This is a genomic window from Brevundimonas sp. NPDC007368, assembly GCF_042869015.1.
Classification (GTDB): Bacteria; Pseudomonadota; Alphaproteobacteria; order Caulobacterales; family Caulobacteraceae; genus Brevundimonas.
The window spans coordinates 368,563-387,852 of sequence record NZ_JBIAFA010000004.1; the positions used below are offsets into that span (position 1 = coordinate 368,563).

A 19,290-nucleotide genomic window follows, 5' to 3' on the forward strand; every position below is an offset into this window, starting at 1 on the left:
TCAGAAGAAGAGGCTGTCGTCCTGGCGCTGGGCCTCGGGCGGGCGTCGGGGCGTGACCGGACGCGGCGCGGGACGAGGGGCGGCGGCGGGAGGGGCCGCACGCGGCGCCGCCGAAGCGGGCGCGGCTGGTGCGGCGGGCGCAGCGGATTGCCCTGTCTCGGCCTCGTCGTCGAAGATCGACCGCCAGATCGAGGTCGCCGCCCGGCGCGGCGGTTCAGCCGGCGCCGTTGCGGGCGGGGCCGGGGGCGCCGGCCCTAAGACGGGATAGGGCGTGGGCGAGGCCGTCGCCTCGGCGGCCGCCTCGCGCCGGACGGCGGCCGGCGGCTCGGAAGCCGCCCCTGACGCCGGCACAGGCACTGGCGCCGACGACGCCTCGCGGAGCTTTTGATCGGCCGCGTTCCACAGGATGGCCACGCCCAGCGCCAGCAGCACCAGGCCGATGGCCGCGCCGATGGCCGAGCCCAGCAGGATACGATTCAGATCATTGGCGGCGGGCGAACTCATGACCCGTCTAGGCCTAACATCGAACCAGGGACCACGACACCCCGGCGATCATGGTTCAGACCGCCGCGTCGAGCAGGGCGTCGCGCACCACGTCGGGATGGGTCATGGGGAAGAGGTGGCCGCCGCCCGCGACGGCCTCGACCTGCCGCGACGAGGCGGGGACGGAACTCGTCGGCAGGGCGCACAGGCTGCCGCTCTCGGCCTTCAGGATTCGCACGGCGCCGGGATACCGCCGCAGCGCCCGCCAGGGATTGTGCGCCTGGGCGGCGTAGTTCGAAGCCTCCCAGGCCGGGCTGCAGGTCAGCTCGAAGCCTTGATCGGTCTCGGTCAGTCCGTCGACCAGGTAGTCGGCCAGCACCATGTCGGACCAACCCTTGAAGGCCCCTCGTCCGCGATAGGCCTTCAGCGCCTGCTCGCGGCTGTCGAACAGAGCCCGGCGCTTCAACGTGCCCTGGACGATGGGAAAACGCTGCGCCAGCCGCCCGACCAGGGGCAGGCTCATCGCCAGCACCATCTCGCGGCGCCAGATCACGGGATCGAGCAGCAACAGCCGCGAGACCCGCCCGGGCCGTTCCGCCGCCGCCAGGAGGCCGCTGGTGCCGCCGATGGAGTGACCGGCCAGAGCCACGGGCGGCCCCTCGACGGCGTCCAGCAGCGCGATCAGGTCGTCGCGATGATCCTTCCAGCTGCGCCGCCCCTCGGGCCGCGCCGGCAGCCGGGTCTGCCCATGCCCCCGCAGATCAGGCGCCCAGATGCGCAGGGCCCCGGACAGGGGCTGTAGCAGTGAGCGATAGGCGTAGGCGTTGAAACCGTTGGCGTGGGCGAAGATCAGATCGACGGGCCGGGCCGGATCGCCGAAGTCCAGCACCGCCATGTCGCCCCCGCCCCATCGATTGTCGATGGGCACCGTCAGCCGCCGCGGCGCCGCCAGGGCCAGGGCGTCCATCGGCGTCAGGCCGCCACGCGGCAGGCCGGGCAACGGCCATGCCCCTCGATGGTCGTCCGCTCGATGGCGTAACCAGCCGAGGCGACGGCTTCGGCGAAGGCCTCGCCGCCGGCCACGGCCACCTCTTCGGTCGCCCCGCAGCAATCGCAGATCAGGAAGGCGGCGGCGTGGGCGCGCGCGTCGTCCGCCGCCGAGGCGCAGGCCACATAGGCGCTGATGGAGGCGATGCGATGCACCACGCCACGACGCTCCAGAAACTCCAGCGCGCGATAGACGGTCGGCGGCTTGGCGGCCTGACCGTCGGCGCCGTAGCGGGCGATCAGGTCATAGGCCTTGACCGGCTCCCCCGCCGCCAGCAGCAGCTCCAGCACGCGACGGCGCGGCGCGGTCATACGCTCGCCCTCGGCCGCGCACTGGCCTTCGACGACGGCCAAGGTCCGCTCGACCTCGGCTGGACCCGGTCGGCTGTCGGAATGTTCGTGATCGCATGCGGCGCCCATGCCTCACAGCTAAGGGGTCGCGAGGCCCGCCGCAACCGTCGCCTGAGCCGCAGGGGACCCTCGGCCTCGCCGCGTTCGCCGAACCGCCGCGTTTGCGGCGCGCCCGGCCATGGGCTAGAAGGCTCGACCTTTCTGTTCAGAGCCGATCCGACCCATCATGACCGACACCACGTCCCAAGCGTCCGGCGCCCTGTCCGGCAACGTCCTGTTCTACACGCAGCCGGAGCCGATCTCGTTCGAAGCCCACGGCAAGCTGGGCGTGACGCCGGCCGACAAGCCCTACGCCTTCGTCGCCGAGACCAACATCGTGCCGCTGACCGTGACCGAGTTCGCGCCGGCCGCCCTGTCCTACCCGATCATCTTCGTCGGCGACCAGAAGCAGCCGGTGGTGGCCATGGGCCTGCGCCAGGGCGAGAACCTGTTCGTCGACAACGGCGAGTTCCGCTCCGACGCCTATATTCCGGCCTATGTGCGCCGCTACCCCTTCGTCTTCGCCAACGACGACACCCAGAACCGCATGATCCTGTGCATCGACCGCGCCGCGCCCTTCCTCGGCGAAGCCGGCGAGGTGCCGCTGTTCGAGAACGACCAGCCCAGCGCCTACGTCAACAATGCGATGGAGTTCTGCAACAACTTCGAGCAGGAGCGCCTGCGCACGGAGTCCTTCGTCAAGCTGCTGACCGATCTGGACCTGTTCGAGACCCGCGAAGCCAACTTCACGCCGCGCAACGCCGACGGCTCGGCCGGTCCCGTCCAGAAGCTGGCCGAGTACTACGCCGTCTCGGAAGACAAGCTGAAAGCCCTGCCGGTCGAGAAGCTGGCTGAACTGCGCGACAACGGCGCCCTGGGCCAGATCTATGCCCACCTGGTGTCGCTGCTGGGCTGGGAGCGCCTGATCGCCATGGCCTTCGCCCGCGCCGCCGCCGTCCCGACCGCGGCCAACGCGTAATTCTCAGGAGCCTACCGCGCTATCGCGCTGCTTGAGGCCTTCTTTGGAGGCCTATCGCGCATTCGCGCTGCTTGAGGCCTTCTTTGGAGGCCTACCGCGCATTCGCGCTGCTTGAGGCCTTCTTTGGAGGCCTACCGCGCATTCGCGCTGCTTGAGGCCGCTAGAACGTTGAAAATGAAACGCCCCGTCGGGAAACCGGCGGGGCGTTTTCTGTCTAGCGCCGGGCGATCAGGGCGCGGGTCAGGCAGGAGAAGACCAACCTTCCGGCCTCGTCCAGCAGGTCCTGCTGGGCGACGACGATGCCCTTCTCGTCTCCTACGGGGTCCTTGCCCATGACGGTCAGCCGCCCGCGCAACAGCTCGCCTGCGGGCGGATTGCGCATGAAGCGCAGGCCATCGACCGCCAGGGTCTTGGCCCCGGCCCAATGCCCCGCCTTGTCCGCCGACAGCCGGCTCCACAGGGCGTAGATCATGGCGTCGGGCGCGCCATAGGCCACGTCCCAGCCTGGCGCGAACCGCTCGGCGAAGACGTCCAGCGCCGCCGCGTCCACCGCGCAGGCGCCCAGGGGAATGACCTGGCCGACCTCAAGGTCCTCGAAATGGACGTGCAGCGGTTCGGTCATCCCGTCAGGCCTCCTCAGGCGGCGGGCTCTTCCGACACCCGCACCAGCAGCTTGCCGTCATGGTCGCCGGTGAACAAGCGGTTCAGCGAGGTCACCGCCCCTTCCAGACCGTCATCGACGTGGACCTTCCACTTCACCTTCCCCTCCGCCAACCAGGGGCCCATCTCCTCGACCATCTCCCTGGCCCGGTGGGCGTAGTCCAGAACCAGGAAGCCCTGGACGTTGAGGCGATGGGTGATGATCCGGCTGAAGTTCGGCGACGGCGGCATCCGCGTGGCGTTGTAGCTGGAGATCAGACCGCAGACGGCCATGCGCGCATGGACGTTCAACCGGTTCCACACGGCGATCATGATGTCGCCGCCGACGTTCTCGAAATTCAGGTCGATGCCGTTCGGGGCCAGCCGGTCCAGGGCCTCGCCGACGTCTTCGTTCTTGTAGTCGACGGCGGCGTCGAAGCCGAGCTCCTCGGTCAGCCAGCGGCACTTGTCCGGGCCGCCGGCGATGCCGATGACGTGGGCGCCGCGCTGCTTGGCGACCTGCCCGGCGATGGAGCCGACCGCGCCCGCCGCCGCCGAGATCACCAGGGTTTCGCCCGCCTTGGCCTTCAGAACGTCGGTGACGCCGAAGTATGCGGTCAGGCCGGTCATCCCCAGCACCGACAGATTGGCCGTCAGCGGCATGCCCGGCGCGCGATGCACCGGACGCAGGCCCTGCTCATGCACCACGGCGTAATCGGCCCAGCCGCCCGACAGCGGGGTGACGATGTCGCCCTCCTTGAACCGTTCGGACTTCGACTGCTCGACCACGCCCAGAGTAAGCCCGCGCATGACCTCGCCCAGACCGACCGGCGGCAGATAGCCCTGGCTGTCGTTCATCCAGGTGCGGTTGGTCGGGTCCAGCGACAGATAGATGGTGCGGACCAGGACCTCGGCGTCCTTCAGGTCCGGCACCGGGGTCTCGATCAGTTCCAGGTCGCCGTCCTGGATCAGCCCCTGGGGCCGTTGGCGAAGAACCCACTGACGGTTGCGAGGGGCCATGGCTGTCTCCGATGCGTTTTCTTTGAGAACTCATTAGGCGTGGATGCGCCGCCCCTGTCGAGGGGCTTTCAAAGAAAAAGCGAACCGTTGCAGGTTCGCTTTGAGGTGGCATCATCGAGAATGAGGGCGGAAACGACGGACCGGCGAACCGGTCAGGTCGGGGGCTTTGTCGCCTCCGCATGCCGATAACGGCGGCGTCCGACGCCGGTTCCCTCAGACAGGCAAATCAGCCGCTCGCCGCGGCGCGCCGTTCGCTGATCGGAACGACGACGCCCTGCTCCGCGTTGCTAGGCCGTTAGAGGAGGACCAGCCGAGAGGCCCGTACCGGAGAGCGCGATGAGCCATCAGGATCCCCACTCCCATTCCGCCGACGCCGTCGAGCACCATGTGCCGATCGAAGCCCAGTACGTCCGGCAGGGTCGAGGCGGACGGCGCATTCTGTGGCTGCTGATCGTATCGGGCGGGGCGGCGGCCGTCCTGCTACTGGGCATGTGGCTGCTCAGCAATAGCGGCTTCCAGACCGTCAATCCCGATGCGGGCGGCCCGCGTGAGGACGTCGCCGCCTTCGATGCGCCGGCTCCGGCAGCCTGAACCCGGCAAGAGAAAGGCCCCGACGGCGAACCGACGGGGCCGATCAATCGCAATATCAGAAAATCAGGCGGCCTGTTTCTGACGCGACGGATGGAAGAAGAGGGCCTGGCTGATCGCCGCCTTCACGGTTTCCGGCTGGAAGGGCTTGGTGATCAGGAAGGTGGGCTCCGGCCGCTCACCGGTCAGCAGCCGTTCCGGGAAGGCCGTGATGAAGATGACCGGGACATCAAAGCGCTTGAGGATGTCCTTAACCGCATCAATCCCCGACGAGCCGTCGGCCAGCTGGATGTCGGCCAGGACCAGACCCGGACGATGACGGCTCACGGCGTCGACGGCCTCGTCATGGGTCGTGGCGGTGCCGGTGACGCGATGGCCCAGCTCCCGGACCAGGCTCTCGATGTCGGCCGAGATGATGGCCTCGTCCTCAATGATCAGGACGTCGGTGGCCAGTTCGGCGTCGATGTCGCTCTGGGCCTCGGCGATCAGGCGCTCCACAGTACGCGGATCCACGCTGAGAATTTGCGCGGCCTCGGACGGCGTAAACCCTTCCAGTGCGGTCAGCAGGAAGGCCTGGCGCGAGCGCGGCGCAATCCGCATCAAACGGCGTGTGGCGTCGTCGTCGCCGCCTTCCAGACCGCTGCCGTCCTCCAGCTGGGCGCCCGTGGACGACCAGATGGCGTGGAAGACATGATAGAGCGCCACCCTCGGCGTCATGTCCGTCGGCAGCTGACGCTCGCCGGCCGCCAGGGCCTCGAGCGCGACGCGGACATAGTTGTCGCCCGTAAGCTGATCGCCGGTCAACGCCCGCGCATAGCGGCGGACATAGGGCAGATGCGGCGCAAGCCTGGCCAATAGACTCATACAAATTCCCCGACAGTCGGCGTCCTCGATCTGAAGACGCGCCAGTCTGTCAGAACGTGATCGAGGCGCAACGGTTCCACGCCGAAGGCCAAGCTTGAGCATTAAAACGCAGCGGCCTAGGAACTCTTGGCGGGAAGCGGCGTTTTCGGCTTCCATGAACCCTCTACACCAGGCTTGGGCGGCGGCCGGAAATCCATGATCAACCCTAAGGAAACCACCCAGCGTCCTGACGCATCGACGTCCAGAGACAGCGGGTTGGAAGAAGTGCGTCTGCGCCAGCAAGCCATCGGAGTGAAGCTGCGCCACATGTTCGACCAGGTGGTGAACGAGCCGGTTCCCGACGAATTCCTGGACATCCTGCGCCGCGCCGACGAGCGCTCGTCGACCAAGGAGGGCCGATGAGCATCTCCAGCGCCCCTCCGAAGCCGCCTTCTGCCGACGACGCCGGCTTCAAGAAGGAGCTGGTGACGCTGATTCCTCATCTGCGCGCCTTCGCCCGCACCCTGACCGGCGACCCGACGTCCGCCGACGACCTGGCTCAGGAAGCCATGATGAAGGCCTGGGACGCCCGGGCCAGCTATCAGATGGGCACCAATATGAAGGCCTGGACCTTCATGATCCTGCGCAACCAGTTCTATTCGGAAAAGCGCCGCTCCTGGCGTCAGACCCAGCTGGATCAGGAAGCCGCCGAGCGGACCCTGGTGGCGGTCGACGATCCCGAGGCGCCGGTCGCTCTGGACGAACTGCGTCAGGCCCTCAAGACCCTGCCCGAGGAACAGCGTGAAGCCCTGATCCTGGTCGGCGCCGGCGGCTTCGCCTACGAGGAGGCCGCCGAGATCTGCCAGTGCGCGGTCGGCACGGTCAAAAGCCGTGTGTCGCGGGCCCGCAAGGCCCTGCAGGCGACGCTGGAACGCGGCGGGTACGGGCGCGACGGCCAGGCCGCGGGCGACGCCATGCGCTCCATTCTGGCCGACGCCGACAGGCTGAGCGGCGCCAGGCAGGACTGACGGCGCATGGTGCGGTTCGGCCGCGCATGGGGATTGCGGCTGACTCGCCCCAGCGTCCACGGCATCCGCTTCCGGATGGGCCTGGCCATGGCCGTCGCCCTGCTGCCCATCCTGCTGCTCAGCGCCGCCCAGACCCAGGCCGAGTTTCGACGTCAGGCCGAGGACCGCCGGCATGACCTGCAACTGGCCGCCGAGCGCAGCGCGACCGACGCCAAGGCCCGGATCGACAGCACCGTCGTCCTGCTTCAGGCCCTGGCGCCCGAAGCGACCGGCCTTTATTGCGAGCCGCGCCTGACGGCCCTGGTGTCGCGACTGGACGGGCTTTCGGCCCTGCAGCGCTACAGTCCGACCGGCGAGCCGGTCTGCGCCTCGCGCGCGGACAAGGACTCCCCCGCCCCGCCGTCCGAAGTCCGCAGCCAGGAATGGTATCAGCGGCTCAAGAACGGCGAGGACGTGGTCATGGTCCGCGCGCCCGACGCTCCCGGCTCGCTGATCGTCGCCGTGCGCTCGGAACGCCCGCTCGGCGCCTTTCAGGGCGCGGTCGCAGCGGTGATCCCGCTGACTGCGCTGCAGCCTGACATCCACGACCCCGCCCTGCCCGCCGGCGCCCAATCCGCCCTGACCGACGCCGACGGGCGGATCCTGGTCTCCACCGATCCCGCCGCCTTCGCCATCAACGGCACGACCGCGACCTGGGTGCGCGAAGCCCGACAGGAGCAAGCCGCCCTGTTCGAGGCGCGCGACGCCCGCGGTCGCAAGCACGTCTATGCGGGCACCGCCCTGGCCGGACGCGACCTCTACGTCCTCCTGTCAGCCCCGGCGTCAGGCCTGCTGTCATGGGCCCGGCTGAACCCGATCGGCTCCTTCCTTCTGCCCCTGGCCGCCTGGCTGGTCGCCTTCCTGGCGGTCATGCTGCTGTCCGAGCGCATCGTCATCCGCTGGCTGGTCTATCTGGAACGGGTGGCGGCCATCTATGCGCGCGGCCGCTTCTCGGTGCGTCCGGTCCAGGCCGAACACGCGCCCGCCGAAATCCGCACCCTGGCCCGGACGCTGGGCTCGCTGGGCGACAGCATCACCACCCGCGACAAGGCTTTGCTCGACTCGCTGGACGAGAAGGACGCGCTCATGCGCGAGATCCATCACCGGGTGAAGAACAACCTGCAGATCATCTCCTCGCTGCTGTCGATGCAGCAGAGAGCGGTGGCCGACCCTGCGGCGCGCTCGGCCCTGGGCGACACGCGCCAACGGATCACCGCCCTGGCCCTGATCTACCGGACCCTCTACCAGAGCGAGGACATTCGCGAGGCGGATTCCCGCGTCTTCCTGACGGAACTGGTCGGACAACTGATCGCCGGCGAAGCCATGCGCGGCCCCCTCGTCACCACTTCGGTCGACGCCGACGCCATCATCATCGACCCGGATCGGCTGGCTCCGGTGGCCCTGTGGCTGGTCGAGGCCGTATCCAACGCCCAGAAGCACGCCTTCGCCGGACGCGGGGGGGATCTCAGCGTCCGCTTCAAGGTGACGGGCGAGACCAGCGTTCTGGAGGTGCAGGACGACGGCCCCGGCCTGACCGAAGGCGACACGGCCGGCGTGGGCCGCACCCTGATGAGCGCCTTCGCCAAACAGTTGCGCGGCCAGGCCGAAATGATCGAGGCGCCCGGCGGCGGCTCCGTCGCCCGATTGACCTTCCCCACGCCCGTGGCCGCCGCACCCGGCGCACACTAGCGACAGCTTGACAGGAACCCGGCCCGCGCCCTCGCGTTGGTGTTGCGAGGGGCGGTCATTGGACCCCCTGCCCGTTTTCACAGGAGCCGACCATGCGCAAACTGTTCGTACTCGCCGCCGCCGCCGCCCTTCTGAGCACCGCCGCCTGCAACACCATCGCGGGCGTCGGCAAGGACACCCAGGCCGCGGGCTCGGCCGTCGAGGGCGCCGCCCGCGACGCCAAGAACTAGTCCCGACTTCAGAACCGATCGTCCCCGTCGCCTGAACAGGCGGCGGGGATTTTTCATATCCGCCTGCTTTCAGGCGAAGGTCGGGCTCCATGCCGCCCATCCGTCGTCAGCAACAGACGACGAGCGGCTCGAACGACGGCGCCCATCCGAACCAAAACATCCCGGCGTGATCCTTCGTCATCCTTCCCTCCAAGCTTGAGCATTCAGGGGGGCGGCGCGCGATCCGGGCGCAAGGTCGAATTCCGGCGTTACGGCCTAGCCGTTCCCCAAGGTCAGGTTTAGCCTTCGCCTCGCCCCGCGCGATGGGGCGCGAACTCAGGGACGGAACCCATGCGCGTCGGCGTGCCCCGCGAGATCAAGACCAATGAACATCGGGTCGGCCTGACCCCGACCGCTGTGCGCGAGTATGTCGCCCACGGCCACGAGGTCCGCATCGAGACCGGGGCCGGCCTGGGCGCCGGCTTCACCGACGCCGACTACAAGAAGGCGGGCGCGACCATCGTCGCCGACGCCGAGACCGTCTTCGCCGACAGTCAGATGATCGTGAAGGTCAAGGAGCCGCAGGCTGTCGAATGGGCGCGACTGCGGCCGGACCACATCCTCTTCACCTATCTGCACCTGGCGCCCGATCCCGAACAGACGAAGGGGCTGCTGGCCTCGAAATGCGCCGCCATCGCCTATGAGACCGTGACCGACAGGAACGGCGGCCTGCCCCTGCTGGCGCCCATGTCCGAGGTGGCTGGGCGCATCGCCGTCTTCTCCGCCGCCGAGACCCTGCTGAAGCACAATGGCGGCATGGGCCTGCTGTTCTGCGGCGTGCCGGGCGTGGCGCCCGCGCGGGTGCTGGTACTGGGCGGCGGGGTCGTGGGGCTGAACGCCGCGCGCATGGCCATGGGTCTGGGCGCCGAGGTCGTGGTGCTGGAGCGCTCCATCCCCCGCATGCGCGAGATCGACGAGCTGACCGGCGGCCGGGTCATCACCCGCTATTCCTCGATCGGCGCCATCGAGGAGGAACTGGTCAAGGCCGACGTGGTGATCGGGGCCGTCCTGGTCCCCGGCGCCGAGGCCCCCACCCTGGTCCGCCGCGACCAGCTGAAGTCGATGAAGCCGGGCAGCGTCCTGATCGACGTGGCCATCGACCAGGGCGGCTGTTTCGAGACCTCGAAGCCGACCACCCACGAAGACCCGACCTATGTCGTCGATGGGGTCGTCCACTACTGCGTCGCCAACATGCCGGGGGCCGCGCCCCGCACCAGTTCCGAAGCCCTGACCAACGCCACCCTGCCCTTCGGCCTGGCCCTGGCCGACAGGGGACTGGAGGCGCTGAAGCAGGATCCGCATCTGGCGCGCGGCCTGAATGTGCTGAACGGCGAGATCACCTATCCCGCCGTGGCCGAGGCCCTGGACCTGCCGTGGAGCGACCCCTTCGGCGTCTGGGCGCGAGGCTAGACCGTCAGGGCGACCCCGACGTCGGGCATGGCCCGTAGAGCCGCCTGCACCTCGCGGTCCATGCCGGCCACGGCCCGTTCGGCCTCGTCGCCCTCCGGCGTGTCCTTGGCCCTCTGCGCCATGGCCTTGATCCGGGCGGCCAGGCGTTTGACCTCGTCCATGGTGTCGCGGTCGGCCTGACGCTCGCCGCTGCGGCGGGCCTGTTCGTTGATGCGGGCCTGAGACGCGTCAATGGCCTGCTGATAGGGGTTGGACGCCTTGGGGGCCTCGGCCTCCTCGGCCGGCGCCTCGGCGGGCGGCGTCTCCGCCGAAACCTCCCCGGCCCCCGCCTCGGGTGCGGCTTCCGCTCCGCCGGTCCCGGATGCGCCTGTCGCAGGTGCCCCGCTCGCCGCGCCCAGACCGGCGCTCGAACCTCCGGCGGCGGCATAGGCCTTGACCGCCGCGCCCAGTTCCCGCGCCAGGGCCGCCGCCATGCGGGCCGCGCCCTTGGGATCGCCGATCATGGCCATCTGCAGCATCTGCAGCCGCGCCTTGATCTCGTCGATCTTCTTCTTGGCCGCCGCCTTCTTCTCTTCCGAAGCGCTGCTGGTGCGCTGCTTCAGGCTTTCGACGGCCGCACGGGCGTCGCTCAGCTTTGCATCGGCCAGCGCCTGTCGACGCTCCTCGCGGGCAGAGGTCGCCTCGGATCGCGCCTCCGGCTTGGCCGTCGGGAGCGCAGGAAACAGGGAGCCGATGTTCATGGCCGGGCAGGGTCGTCCGCGTCGCCTAACGGCGGGTAAACGCCGCCGAACCGCGTGACCCTCGCCCTTTGGCTCGAGTTTTGGCATAAGCCCGCGATGAAGTTCCTCGACCAGGCCAAGATCTACATTCGCTCGGGCGCGGGCGGCGCCGGCGCCGTCTCGTTCCGACGCGAGAAATTCATTCCCAACGGCGGCCCCGACGGCGGCGACGGCGGCAAGGGCGGCGACGTCTGGATCGAGGCGGTCGAGGGACTGAACACCCTGATCGACTATCGCTACCAGCAGCATTTCAAGGCCCAGACCGGCCACCACGGCCAGGGTCGCCAGATGCACGGCGGCAAGGGCGACGACGTGGTCCTGCGCGTTCCGGTCGGCACCCAGGTGCTGGACGAGGACAAGGAAACCGTCCTGGTCGACATGGACAAGGCGGGCCAGAAGGTGAAGCTGCTGTCCGGCGGCAACGGCGGCTGGGGCAACACCCGCTTCAAGGGACCGACCAACCAGGCCCCGACCTTCGCCAACCCGGGACAGGAGTTCCAGGAACGCTGGATCTGGCTGCGGCTGAAGCTGATCGCCGACATCGGTCTGGCCGGCCTGCCCAACGCCGGCAAGTCGACCTTCCTGGCGGCGGTCTCGGCGGCCAAGCCCAAGGTGGCGGACTATCCCTTCACCACCCTGACCCCCAACCTCGGCATGGTGGACCTCAGCCCCTCGGAACGCTTCGTCATCGCCGACATCCCCGGCCTGATTGAAGGCGCGCACGAGGGCGCGGGTCTGGGCACCCGCTTCCTGGGGCATGTCGAGCGTTCGGCCAGCCTGATCCACCTGATCGACGGCACCCAGGAAGACGTCGCCGAGGCCTATCGCATCATTCGCGGCGAGCTGGACGCCTATGGCGAAGGCCTGGCCGACAAGGTCGAACTGCTGGCGCTGAACAAGATCGACGCCCTCTCGCCCGAAGAGCGCGATGAGAAGGTCGCGGCGCTGAAGGCCGTCTCGGGCAAGACGCCCTATCTGGTGTCGGGCGTGTCCGGTGAAGGCGTGACCGAACTGCTGCGCGCCGCCTGGAACGAGGTTCGCCAGACCCGCGGCGAGATCGCTGTCGAGGGCGACGACATCGTCCCCGAGACGCCGGGCGGCTGGCAGCCGTAGGGCGCCGCCCTGCTCTCCTCCCCATTTCATGGGGAGGTGGCGCGGACGCACAGCGTCCGTGACGGAGGGGCCGCTTGGTTCGCCGCCGCCCCTCCACCGCTACGCGGTCCCCCTCCCCACACAGTGGGGAGGAAAATGGAAGCGCAGATGACGCGACCGTCGCCGCCCCCTATGTTCGCGCCATGACCGACGCGCCCATCGAATCCGCCGCCCGCCCCCTGAGCCAGGACGGACCGCCGCCCCGGCTGTGGCTGATCGACGCCTCGGCCTATATCTTCCGCGCCTATCACGCCCTGCCGCCGTTGACGCGCAAGTCAGACGGCCTGCCCGTCGGCGCGGTGCAGGGCTACTGCAACATGCTGTGGAAGCTGATCCGCGACATGAAGGGCGAGGACGGCCCCACCCATCTGGTCGCCGTCTTCGACCACTCGGAAAAGACCTTCCGCAACACCCTCTACGATCAGTACAAGGCCCACCGCCCGCCGGCGCCCGAGGACCTGGTGCCGCAGTTTCCCCTGGTGCGCGAGGCGACCGCCGCCTTCGGCGTCCACGGCGTCGAACTGCCCGGCTATGAGGCCGACGACCTGATCGCCACCTATGCCTGCAAGGTCCGCGACATGGGCGGCGAGGCGGTCATCGTCTCCTCCGACAAGGACCTGATGCAACTGATCGGGAACGGCGTCGTCATGTACGACCCGATGAAGGACCGACGCCTGGAAGAAGAGGCCGTCTTCGAGAAGTTCGGCGTCACGCCGGACAAGGTGGTCGAGGTCCAGGCCCTGATCGGCGACAGCGTCGACAACGTCCCCGGCGCCCCCGGCATCGGCCCCAAGACGGCGGCCCAGCTGATCCACGAATACGGCGACCTCGACACGCTTCTGGCCCGCGCGGGCGAGATCAAGCAACCCAAGCGCCGCGAGACCCTGATCGCCTTCGCCGACCAGATCCGTCTGTCGCGCGAGCTGGTCAAGCTGACCTGCGACGCCCCCGCGCCCGAGCCGGTCGACGACTTCCTGATCCGCGATCCCGACCCGGCGGTGCTGTCCGAGTTTCTGGAACGGATGGAGTTCCGCTCCCTGCTGCGCCGCGTCGGCGACGGCAAGGCCCCGGCCAAGGAAGGCTCGGCCTTCGCCCGCCAGCCCTCGGCCCCGGTCGCCACGCCGCGCTACGGCCAGACCGAGCTCGCGACGCCCGACGCCGTCCACGACTTCGACCGCGACAAGTACGAGTGCGTGCAGACGCTGGACGATCTGGACCGCTGGATCGCCCGCGCCCGCGCCGCCGGGGTCATCGGCTTCGACACCGAGACCGACGCCCTGTCGGCCACCCACGCCGGGCTGTGCGGCGTCTCGCTGGCCGTCGGGCCGAACGAGGCCTGCTACATCCCCCTGACCCACGACCATGAGCCGACGGGAGACGGCGGGCTGGACTTCGGCCTCGACCTCGGCGGCGGCGCCCCGCGCGAGCCGCTGACGCAGATCCACAAGCCCACCGCCCTGGAGCGCCTCAAGACCCTGCTGGAAGATCCGGCGGTGCTGAAGGTCGGTCAGAACATCAAGTACGACCTCGCCGTCATGGCGCGGCGCGGCATCCGCGTGGCCCCGATCGAGGACACCATGCTGATCAGCTACGTCCTCGAAGGCGGGCTGCACGGCCACGGTATGGACGAGCTGGCGCGCCTGCACCTCGGCCACGAACCAATTCCGTTCAAGAGCGTGGCGGGCACGGGCAAAGCCCAGAAAAGCTTCAAGCACGTCGAGCTGAAGCCGGCGACCTGCTACGCCGCCGAGGACGCGGACGTCACCCTGCGCCTCTACAGGCTGCTGAAACCGCGCCTGGCGGCCGAACGCCTGACCACCGTCTATGAGACCCTGGAACGCGGCATGCCCGCCGTCCTGGCCGACATGGAGCTGAACGGGGTGCGGGTCGATCCCGACCGTCTGCGCTCCCTGTCCTCGACCTTCGGCCAGCGCATGGCCGAGCTGGAGGAGCAGGCGCACAAGCTGGCGGGCCGTCCCTTCAACGTCGGCAGCCCGCGCCAGATCGGCGAGATCCTGTTCGGCGAGATGAACCTGCCCGGCGGCAAGAAGACCGCCAGCGGCCAATGGGGCACCGAGGCCAGCGTGCTGGAAGAGCTGGCGCTGACCCACGACCTGCCGCGCGCCATCCTGGACTGGCGCCAGCTGTCCAAGCTCAAGGGCACCTATACCGACGCCCTGGTCGCAGCCTCTGATCCGGCCACGCACCGGGTGCACACCTCCTATCAGCTGGCGGCGGCGACGACGGGGCGTCTGGCCTCGTCTGATCCCAACCTGCAGAACATCCCGATCCGCACCGAGACCGGGCGCCTGATCCGTCAGGCCTTCATCGCCTCGCCCGGCCATGTGCTGATCAGCGCCGACTACAGCCAGATCGAGCTGCGTCTGCTGGCCCATATCGGTGACATCCCCGAACTGAAGCGGGCCTTCACGGCCGGGCTCGACATTCACGCCGCGACCGCGTCGGAGATGTTCGGCGTGCCGGTCGAGGGCATGCCGTCCGAGACCCGCCGCCGGGCCAAGGCCATCAACTTCGGCATCGTCTACGGCATCTCGGCCTTCGGTCTGGCGGCCCAGCTGGGCATCGATCAGGGCGAGGCGGCGGCCTATATCAAGACCTATTTCGAGCGCTTCCCCGGCATCCGCGCCTACATGGATCGCACCAAGGCTTTCGTGAAAGAGCACGGCTTCGTTACCACCGTCTTCGGCCGTCGCATCCACATCCCGGCCATCCATTCCAAGTCGGGGGCTGAGCGGCAGTTCGGCGAGCGGGCCGCCATCAACGCCCCGATCCAGGGCGCCGCCGCCGACATCATCCGCCGCGCCATGATCCGCATGCCGGGCGCCCTGCTGGATGCGGGGCTGAAGACCCGCATGCTGCTGCAGGTCCACGACGAACTGATCTTCGAGGCCCCCGAGGCCGAGGCCGAACGCGCCCTGGCCGTGGTCCGCAAGATCATGGAAGGCGCCGCCGACCCCGCCGTCGCCCTCAGCGTGCCCCTGGTGGTCGAGGCCAAGGCCGCCGCCAACTGGGACGACGCCCACTAGCCCCCATGAAAGACGCCGACATGAGCCTGGACCCCGAGATCCGCGACAACACCGAAGCCAAGCGCTACGAGCTGACCGTTGACGGCCAGACGGCCGTGGTCATCTACAACCCCGTCGCGGGCGGGCTGCTGATCACCGAGACCATCGTGCCGATCCCGCTCGAAGGGCGCGGCATCGCCAGCCGCATGGCCAAGCACGTTCTCGCCGACCTGAAGGAACGCGGCCTGGTCATCCTGCCGACCTGCCCCTTCTTCGCCGGCTACCTGAAGAAGCATCCGGAATACGCCGACCTGGTGCATTCGGGCTATCGGGCGGCGCTGGGCCTGTAAGAAAGACCTGCGAGGTCGCTTCATCGCTTCGCGCCTGCTAGGGCGAGGCGATGAAGTCTTCAGATCTCGACGTCCTGATCGTCGGCGCCGGCGCGGCCGGCATGATGTGCGCCATCGAGGCGGGCAAGCGCGGCCGCCGGGTGCGGGTGATCGACCACGCCCGCGCGCCCGGCGAAAAGATCCGCATCTCGGGCGGCGGACGCTGCAACTTCACCAATACGAGAACCAGCGGAGCTGAGTTCCTGAGCGAGAACCCGCGCTTCGCCCTGTCGGCGCTGAAGCGGTTCACCCAGCACGACTTCCTCAAGATGGTCGAGCGCCACGGCATCGCCTGGCACGAAAAGACCCTGGGCCAGCTGTTCTGCGACGACAGCGCCAAGCAGATCATCCGTATGCTGACGGACGAGATGAAGGCGGCGGGCGTGACCCTGTCGCTGGGCCTCGGCGTCAATGCCATCGCCCGCGACGGCGAGCGTTTCACCGTCGATCTGGACGACGGGACGCGTGTCTCGGCGGCCTCGCTGGTGGTGGCGACCGGCGGCAAGTCCATCCCCAAGATGGGCGCGACCGGCTGGGGCTATGAGGTCGCCCGCCAGTTCGGCCTGCGCGTGACGGAGACCCGCCCGGCCCTGGTTCCCCTGACCTTCGAGCCCGGCCTGCTGGAACAGCTGAAACCGCTGGCGGGCGTGGCCCTCGACGCCGTGGTCAAAGCCGTCCCGAACCCGGCCTCAAGCAGCCCGAAGGGCGATAGGCCCCGATTCAAAGAAGCAATGTTGTTCACCCATCGGGGCCTGTCGGGTCCGTCGATCCTGCAGATCAGCTCCTACTGGCGCGAGGGCGAGGCGATCACCGTCGACATGGCCCCCGGCGAGGACGTCGCCGCTCGATTGCTGGCGGCCAAGACCGAAAACGGCAAGCAGGCGGTGCACACGGCGCTCGGCCACGTGATCCCGCGCCGTCTGGCCGAGGTCGTCTGCGCCCGCGAGGGCCTTTCGGGCAAGCTGGCCGAGGTCGGCGACAAGAAGCTGCGGGCCATGGCCGAGACGGTCAACGCCTGGACCGTCAAGCCGGTCGGGTCCGAGGGCTATCGCACCGCCGAGGTGACCCTGGGCGGGGTCGACACCGCCGCCCTGGACCAGCAGACGATGGAAGCCAAGACCGTGCCCGGCCTCTTCTTCATCGGCGAGGTGGTGGATGTCACCGGCTGGCTTGGGGGCTACAACTTCCAATGGGCCTGGTCGTCAGGCTGGGCCGCCGGCCAGAGCTGCTGACCTCAGGCTGCTGACGCCTGCGGCGTCTGCGCACGTTGTCGCAGGCCCGGCGCGCCCCTAACTCTGTCCCCAGCGGGACGGGCCCCTCTGGCGGCGCTTCGGCGGCGTGATGTCGGACCGCATCATTCGATGACGAGGACCCCATGCCCCTGTTGATGTGCCCCAACGACAACGCCGCCATGCAGACCCTGGACCGCAACGGCGTCCAGTTCGACATGTGCCCGACCTGCCGGGGCGTCTGGCTGGATCGCGGCGAGCTGGAAAAGCTGATGGCCGTCGCGACCGAAGAGGGCCGCGCCGCCGCCCCACAGGTCGCGCCGCCGCCCACCTATCAGCAGCCCGCGCCGCAACAACCCATGCAGCAACCCATGCAGCAACCCTGGGGCGGCCAGCCTCAGGGTTATCGCGAGCCGCCGCGCTACAAGGACGATCGTCGCCGCGACGACGACTACCACTACCGCAAGAAGAAGAAGCGGATGGACATCTTCGACATCTTCGACTGACGCGAGCTAGGCGGCCAGGCCGACCGCCTTCATCAGGGGGCGCAGGGTCTGCACCGTCTCGGGGGCCGCGCCCAGGGCGGTGCGCACCTCGGGCGCGCGAAATAGCTTGATCGCCTCGGCCTTGGCCCGATCCGCCACCGGGCCGGTCGGGCCGGTCTCGCCCGCCGCCAGCCGCAGCAGGGCCGCCAGCTTCTGCGGCGCGGGCGCCGGCGCGCGAACGATCTGGGCGGTCAGCCGGGCGTCCGCCTCGACCGATCCCCCGACCGCGCCCAGGGCGGCCGCCACCGCCTCGCAGTCGCGCTCGGACAGGGCCGCGTTGCGCACGGCCCGTTGCAGTTCCGCCAGGGCCAGCAGCTTCTGCCCCGGCGTCTGGCCCGAGGCCCGCATTTCGGTCTCGAAGCGCAGGGAGGTGACGCAGGCGTCCAGCCAGCGCGCTGCGGCCCGCTTGTTGGCCCCGCCCGTGACGTTCTCGCACAGCCGCGCCAGCCGCTCGACCTCGCACAGGATGTTGGGGCAAGTGCGCACATAGGCGGCGACGAAGTCGGCGGTGACCAGGCTCTTGGAGCGCTCGACGAAGGCGTTTTGAACCTCCTCCAGCGTCAGCAGCCGCCCCGCCGTGGCCGTCAGCGTCATGGCCAGGGCACGCAGGATGTCGATCTCGCCCTCGGGATCGCCGGGCCGCAGACGGCGCTGGCTCATCAGTTCGCGCAGGACGGTTCGGGCCAGCGCCGCCGCCAATATGGGAAACTCGCCCGCCGCCAGGCGCTCGCCGAGACGGGCCGGGCCGCCCTCGACCGGCGGGATCAGCAACGCCAGCCGGGGGTCGTGCGCCACAAGGGCCGCGATCTCGCGCGGGGCCACCATCCGCACCACCGCCGCCAGGCTGGAGCCCTGATCCAGAGCCGGACCGACGATCTGCGCCAGGCTGGCCCGCGACGTCAGCAGTTCGCACAGGATCTGCTCGACCGGCACCAGCACCAGGGCGCGGGGCTGGCCGTCGGCGGGCGCCCGGTCGCAAAGGTCCATCAGCCGGTCCAGCCGCGCCCGCGCCCCGACCAGGCCCTTCAGAGCTCCGGCGACCACCCCGCCCATGATGAAGGCGCGGTCAGGCGAGCCGTTCAGCCGGTGCGCCACATCGGCGACCGAGCGCTCGGCCAGACTGGGAAACTGCTTGCGACGGCCGGCCTGCAGCAGGCGCTCGATCGCCTGTTCGGCCAGCCGCTGATAGTGACGCACCAGATCATGCACCGGCTGGCCGGTGTGCTGGCTTTCCGGTACGGCCACCTTCTGGATGGCGTGCTGCAGCTCGACGCCCGAGGCCTCCAGCCGCTCGGCCAGGTCTGGACGGTGCAGCAGTTCGAAGGCCGTCGCCCCCTGGCGGTTCAGCCAGTCCTCCAGCACCCGACCCAGCAGGTCGCGGGCGTGCGGCGCGTAGAGGTCCTGAACGCCGCGGCAGCTGGGACCGCGGCTGTCCTCGGGCAACGGCGTCTTGCGCTTCACCTCGGGCGCGCCGCGCGTCAGGACAACGACGCTGGCGAACTCCATGGTGTCGGGGTCCAGCGTCTCCTTGGTCACGCGCACTGCGCAGGCCTGGCCGTCGCGCAGCAGGTCCTCGGCCGTCTCGATCGCCGTCTTGCGGTCCTCGGTCGCCATCGACAGCGACCAGGACGCCGGCGGCGTCTTGCGGATGTAGATTTCGTAGTGAACCGGACCGGCCATGGCGTCTTTCGCGCGTATCAGCCCGTCACCCTGCGCCCGGAGGCTTTAAGGCGAGGTTTCGCCTTT

General features: G+C 69.2%; 20 protein-coding genes. 12 read left to right on the top strand and 8 right to left on the bottom strand.

Translation table 11 applies throughout. The features are described from left to right. The 3 genes from ACFYLW_RS10980 to ACFYLW_RS10990 are packed head-to-tail and all read right to left on the bottom strand — an operon-like array spanning window position 1 to window position 1,950. The gene (locus ACFYLW_RS10980) at window positions 1–504 is read right to left on the bottom strand and encodes a hypothetical protein (RefSeq protein WP_313471887.1); all 504 of its coding nucleotides are present in this window, start codon (window positions 502–504) and stop codon (window positions 1–3) included. Window positions 505–559: 55 nt separating this feature from the next. Then, window positions 560–1,450 carry an alpha/beta hydrolase gene (locus tag ACFYLW_RS10985; protein ID WP_312065342.1) on the bottom strand — a complete coding sequence of 297 codons (891 nt, stop codon included), beginning with the start codon at window positions 1,448–1,450 and terminating at the stop codon, window positions 560–562. Between the two features lie 5 nt (window positions 1,451–1,455). Beyond that, window positions 1,456–1,950, bottom strand: a complete 495-nt coding sequence (locus ACFYLW_RS10990; protein ID WP_312065329.1) for a Fur family transcriptional regulator — start codon at window positions 1,948–1,950, stop codon at window positions 1,456–1,458. 157 nt (window positions 1,951–2,107) lie between these two features. On the opposite strand from ACFYLW_RS10990, the gene ACFYLW_RS10995 reads away from it, so the two are divergent. Next, window positions 2,108–2,899, top strand: a complete 792-nt coding sequence (locus tag ACFYLW_RS10995; RefSeq protein WP_292085118.1) for a SapC family protein — start codon at window positions 2,108–2,110, stop codon at window positions 2,897–2,899. Between the two features lie 214 nt (window positions 2,900–3,113). On the opposite strand, the gene ACFYLW_RS11000 is transcribed toward ACFYLW_RS10995, so the two are convergent. Next, window positions 3,114–3,521 (bottom strand): acyl dehydratase, encoded by a 408-nt coding sequence (locus ACFYLW_RS11000; RefSeq protein ID WP_312065330.1) that lies wholly within the window; start codon window positions 3,519–3,521, stop codon window positions 3,114–3,116. Window positions 3,522–3,535: 14 nt separating this feature from the next. Next, window positions 3,536–4,558: an NADP-dependent oxidoreductase gene (locus ACFYLW_RS11005; protein ID WP_312065331.1), complete on the bottom strand. Its 1,023-nt coding sequence runs from the start codon at window positions 4,556–4,558 to the stop codon at window positions 3,536–3,538. 336 nt (window positions 4,559–4,894) lie between these two features. Here ACFYLW_RS11005 and ACFYLW_RS11010 point away from each other — a divergent pair, with 336 nt between their 5' ends. Then, window positions 4,895–5,149, top strand: coding sequence for a hypothetical protein (locus tag ACFYLW_RS11010; protein ID WP_312065332.1), 255 nt, complete (start codon window positions 4,895–4,897; stop codon window positions 5,147–5,149). Between the two features lie 63 nt (window positions 5,150–5,212). Here the strand turns inward: ACFYLW_RS11010 and ACFYLW_RS11015 are convergent, their stop codons facing one another. Beyond that, window positions 5,213–6,010, bottom strand: a complete 798-nt coding sequence (locus tag ACFYLW_RS11015; RefSeq protein WP_312065333.1) for a response regulator — start codon at window positions 6,008–6,010, stop codon at window positions 5,213–5,215. Window positions 6,011–6,205: 195 nt separating this feature from the next. Between ACFYLW_RS11015 and ACFYLW_RS11020 the strand changes: the two genes are divergently transcribed. The 5 genes from ACFYLW_RS11020 (at window position 6,206) to ald (ending at window position 10,424) form a co-directional block, all read left to right on the top strand. Then, complete coding sequence (locus ACFYLW_RS11020; RefSeq protein ID WP_292085110.1) at window positions 6,206–6,412, top strand: NepR family anti-sigma factor; 207 nt, start codon at window positions 6,206–6,208, stop codon at window positions 6,410–6,412. Then, entirely contained in the window at window positions 6,409–7,017 is a 609-nt protein-coding gene (locus ACFYLW_RS11025; RefSeq protein WP_292085109.1) for a sigma-70 family RNA polymerase sigma factor, read from the top strand. Before ACFYLW_RS11020 ends, ACFYLW_RS11025 begins: the two co-directional genes overlap by 4 nt. Before the next feature lie 6 nt (window positions 7,018–7,023). Continuing rightward, window positions 7,024–8,745 carry a sensor histidine kinase gene (locus ACFYLW_RS11030; RefSeq protein ID WP_312065334.1) on the top strand — a complete coding sequence of 574 codons (1,722 nt, stop codon included), beginning with the start codon at window positions 7,024–7,026 and terminating at the stop codon, window positions 8,743–8,745. Window positions 8,746–8,837: 92 nt separating this feature from the next. Next, window positions 8,838–8,975, top strand: a complete 138-nt coding sequence (locus tag ACFYLW_RS11035) for an entericidin A/B family lipoprotein (RefSeq protein WP_312065335.1) — start codon at window positions 8,838–8,840, stop codon at window positions 8,973–8,975. Window positions 8,976–9,305: 330 nt separating this feature from the next. Next, on the top strand, window positions 9,306–10,424 hold the full coding sequence (gene ald, locus ACFYLW_RS11040) for an alanine dehydrogenase (RefSeq protein WP_312065336.1): 1,119 nt from the start codon (window positions 9,306–9,308) through the stop codon (window positions 10,422–10,424). Here the strand turns inward: ald and ACFYLW_RS11045 are convergent. Next, a complete protein-coding gene (locus ACFYLW_RS11045) occupies window positions 10,421–11,164 on the bottom strand; it encodes a hypothetical protein (protein ID WP_312065337.1) in 744 nt (247 codons plus the stop codon). The genes ald and ACFYLW_RS11045 overlap by 4 nt on opposite strands. A 96-nt stretch (window positions 11,165–11,260) precedes the next feature. Here ACFYLW_RS11045 and obgE point away from each other — a divergent pair, with 96 nt between their 5' ends. The 5 genes from obgE to ACFYLW_RS11070 all read left to right on the top strand — a co-directional run bounded on the left by obgE (window position 11,261) and on the right by ACFYLW_RS11070 (window position 17,505). Continuing rightward, window positions 11,261–12,316 carry a GTPase ObgE gene (obgE, locus tag ACFYLW_RS11050; protein WP_312065338.1) on the top strand — a complete coding sequence of 352 codons (1,056 nt, stop codon included), beginning with the start codon at window positions 11,261–11,263 and terminating at the stop codon, window positions 12,314–12,316. A gap of 182 nt (window positions 12,317–12,498) precedes the next feature. Continuing rightward, window positions 12,499–15,402, top strand: coding sequence for a DNA polymerase I (gene polA, locus ACFYLW_RS11055; protein ID WP_312065339.1), 2,904 nt, complete (start codon window positions 12,499–12,501; stop codon window positions 15,400–15,402). 20 nt (window positions 15,403–15,422) lie between these two features. Then, window positions 15,423–15,731 (top strand): GNAT family N-acetyltransferase, encoded by a 309-nt coding sequence (locus ACFYLW_RS11060; RefSeq protein WP_292085102.1) that lies wholly within the window; start codon window positions 15,423–15,425, stop codon window positions 15,729–15,731. A gap of 50 nt (window positions 15,732–15,781) precedes the next feature. Continuing rightward, a complete protein-coding gene (locus tag ACFYLW_RS11065; protein ID WP_312065340.1) occupies window positions 15,782–17,002 on the top strand; it encodes an NAD(P)/FAD-dependent oxidoreductase in 1,221 nt (406 codons plus the stop codon). Window positions 17,003–17,145: 143 nt separating this feature from the next. Then, window positions 17,146–17,505: a zf-TFIIB domain-containing protein gene (locus ACFYLW_RS11070; protein WP_312065341.1), complete on the top strand. Its 360-nt coding sequence runs from the start codon at window positions 17,146–17,148 to the stop codon at window positions 17,503–17,505. 6 nt (window positions 17,506–17,511) lie between these two features. Here the strand turns inward: ACFYLW_RS11070 and ACFYLW_RS11075 are convergent, their stop codons facing one another. Further along, window positions 17,512–19,224 carry a hypothetical protein gene (locus tag ACFYLW_RS11075; RefSeq protein WP_390182996.1) on the bottom strand — a complete coding sequence of 571 codons (1,713 nt, stop codon included), beginning with the start codon at window positions 19,222–19,224 and terminating at the stop codon, window positions 17,512–17,514. Window positions 19,225–19,290 lie beyond the last annotated feature (66 nt).

Excerpts from the sequence above, each read along its gene's own strand:
- ACFYLW_RS10995 (WP_292085118.1), top strand. The coding sequence starts at position 2,108 with ATGACCGACACCACGTCCCAAGCGTCCGGCGCCCTGTCCGGCAACGTC.
- ACFYLW_RS11005 (WP_312065331.1), bottom strand. The coding sequence starts at position 4,558 with ATGGCCCCTCGCAACCGTCAGTGGGTTCTTCGCCAACGGCCCCAGGGG.
- ACFYLW_RS10980 (WP_313471887.1), bottom strand. The coding sequence starts at position 504 with ATGAGTTCGCCCGCCGCCAATGATCTGAATCGTATCCTGCTGGGCTCG.
- ACFYLW_RS11045 (WP_312065337.1), bottom strand. The coding sequence starts at position 11,164 with ATGAACATCGGCTCCCTGTTTCCTGCGCTCCCGACGGCCAAGCCGGAG.
- ACFYLW_RS11060 (WP_292085102.1), top strand. The coding sequence starts at position 15,423 with ATGAGCCTGGACCCCGAGATCCGCGACAACACCGAAGCCAAGCGCTAC.
- ACFYLW_RS11075 (WP_390182996.1), bottom strand. The coding sequence starts at position 19,224 with ATGGCCGGTCCGGTTCACTACGAAATCTACATCCGCAAGACGCCGCCG.
- ACFYLW_RS11015 (WP_312065333.1), bottom strand. The coding sequence starts at position 6,010 with ATGAGTCTATTGGCCAGGCTTGCGCCGCATCTGCCCTATGTCCGCCGC.
- ACFYLW_RS11020 (WP_292085110.1), top strand. The coding sequence starts at position 6,206 with ATGATCAACCCTAAGGAAACCACCCAGCGTCCTGACGCATCGACGTCC.
- ACFYLW_RS11065 (WP_312065340.1), top strand. The coding sequence starts at position 15,782 with ATGAAGTCTTCAGATCTCGACGTCCTGATCGTCGGCGCCGGCGCGGCC.
- ACFYLW_RS11025 (WP_292085109.1), top strand. The coding sequence starts at position 6,409 with ATGAGCATCTCCAGCGCCCCTCCGAAGCCGCCTTCTGCCGACGACGCC.
- obgE (WP_312065338.1), top strand. The coding sequence starts at position 11,261 with ATGAAGTTCCTCGACCAGGCCAAGATCTACATTCGCTCGGGCGCGGGC.
- ACFYLW_RS10985 (WP_312065342.1), bottom strand. The coding sequence starts at position 1,450 with ATGGACGCCCTGGCCCTGGCGGCGCCGCGGCGGCTGACGGTGCCCATC.
- ald (WP_312065336.1), top strand. The coding sequence starts at position 9,306 with ATGCGCGTCGGCGTGCCCCGCGAGATCAAGACCAATGAACATCGGGTC.
- ACFYLW_RS11070 (WP_312065341.1), top strand. The coding sequence starts at position 17,146 with ATGCCCCTGTTGATGTGCCCCAACGACAACGCCGCCATGCAGACCCTG.
- ACFYLW_RS11010 (WP_312065332.1), top strand. The coding sequence starts at position 4,895 with ATGAGCCATCAGGATCCCCACTCCCATTCCGCCGACGCCGTCGAGCAC.
- ACFYLW_RS11035 (WP_312065335.1), top strand. The coding sequence starts at position 8,838 with ATGCGCAAACTGTTCGTACTCGCCGCCGCCGCCGCCCTTCTGAGCACC.
- polA (WP_312065339.1), top strand. The coding sequence starts at position 12,499 with ATGACCGACGCGCCCATCGAATCCGCCGCCCGCCCCCTGAGCCAGGAC.
- ACFYLW_RS11000 (WP_312065330.1), bottom strand. The coding sequence starts at position 3,521 with ATGACCGAACCGCTGCACGTCCATTTCGAGGACCTTGAGGTCGGCCAG.
- ACFYLW_RS10990 (WP_312065329.1), bottom strand. The coding sequence starts at position 1,950 with ATGGGCGCCGCATGCGATCACGAACATTCCGACAGCCGACCGGGTCCA.
- ACFYLW_RS11030 (WP_312065334.1), top strand. The coding sequence starts at position 7,024 with ATGGTGCGGTTCGGCCGCGCATGGGGATTGCGGCTGACTCGCCCCAGC.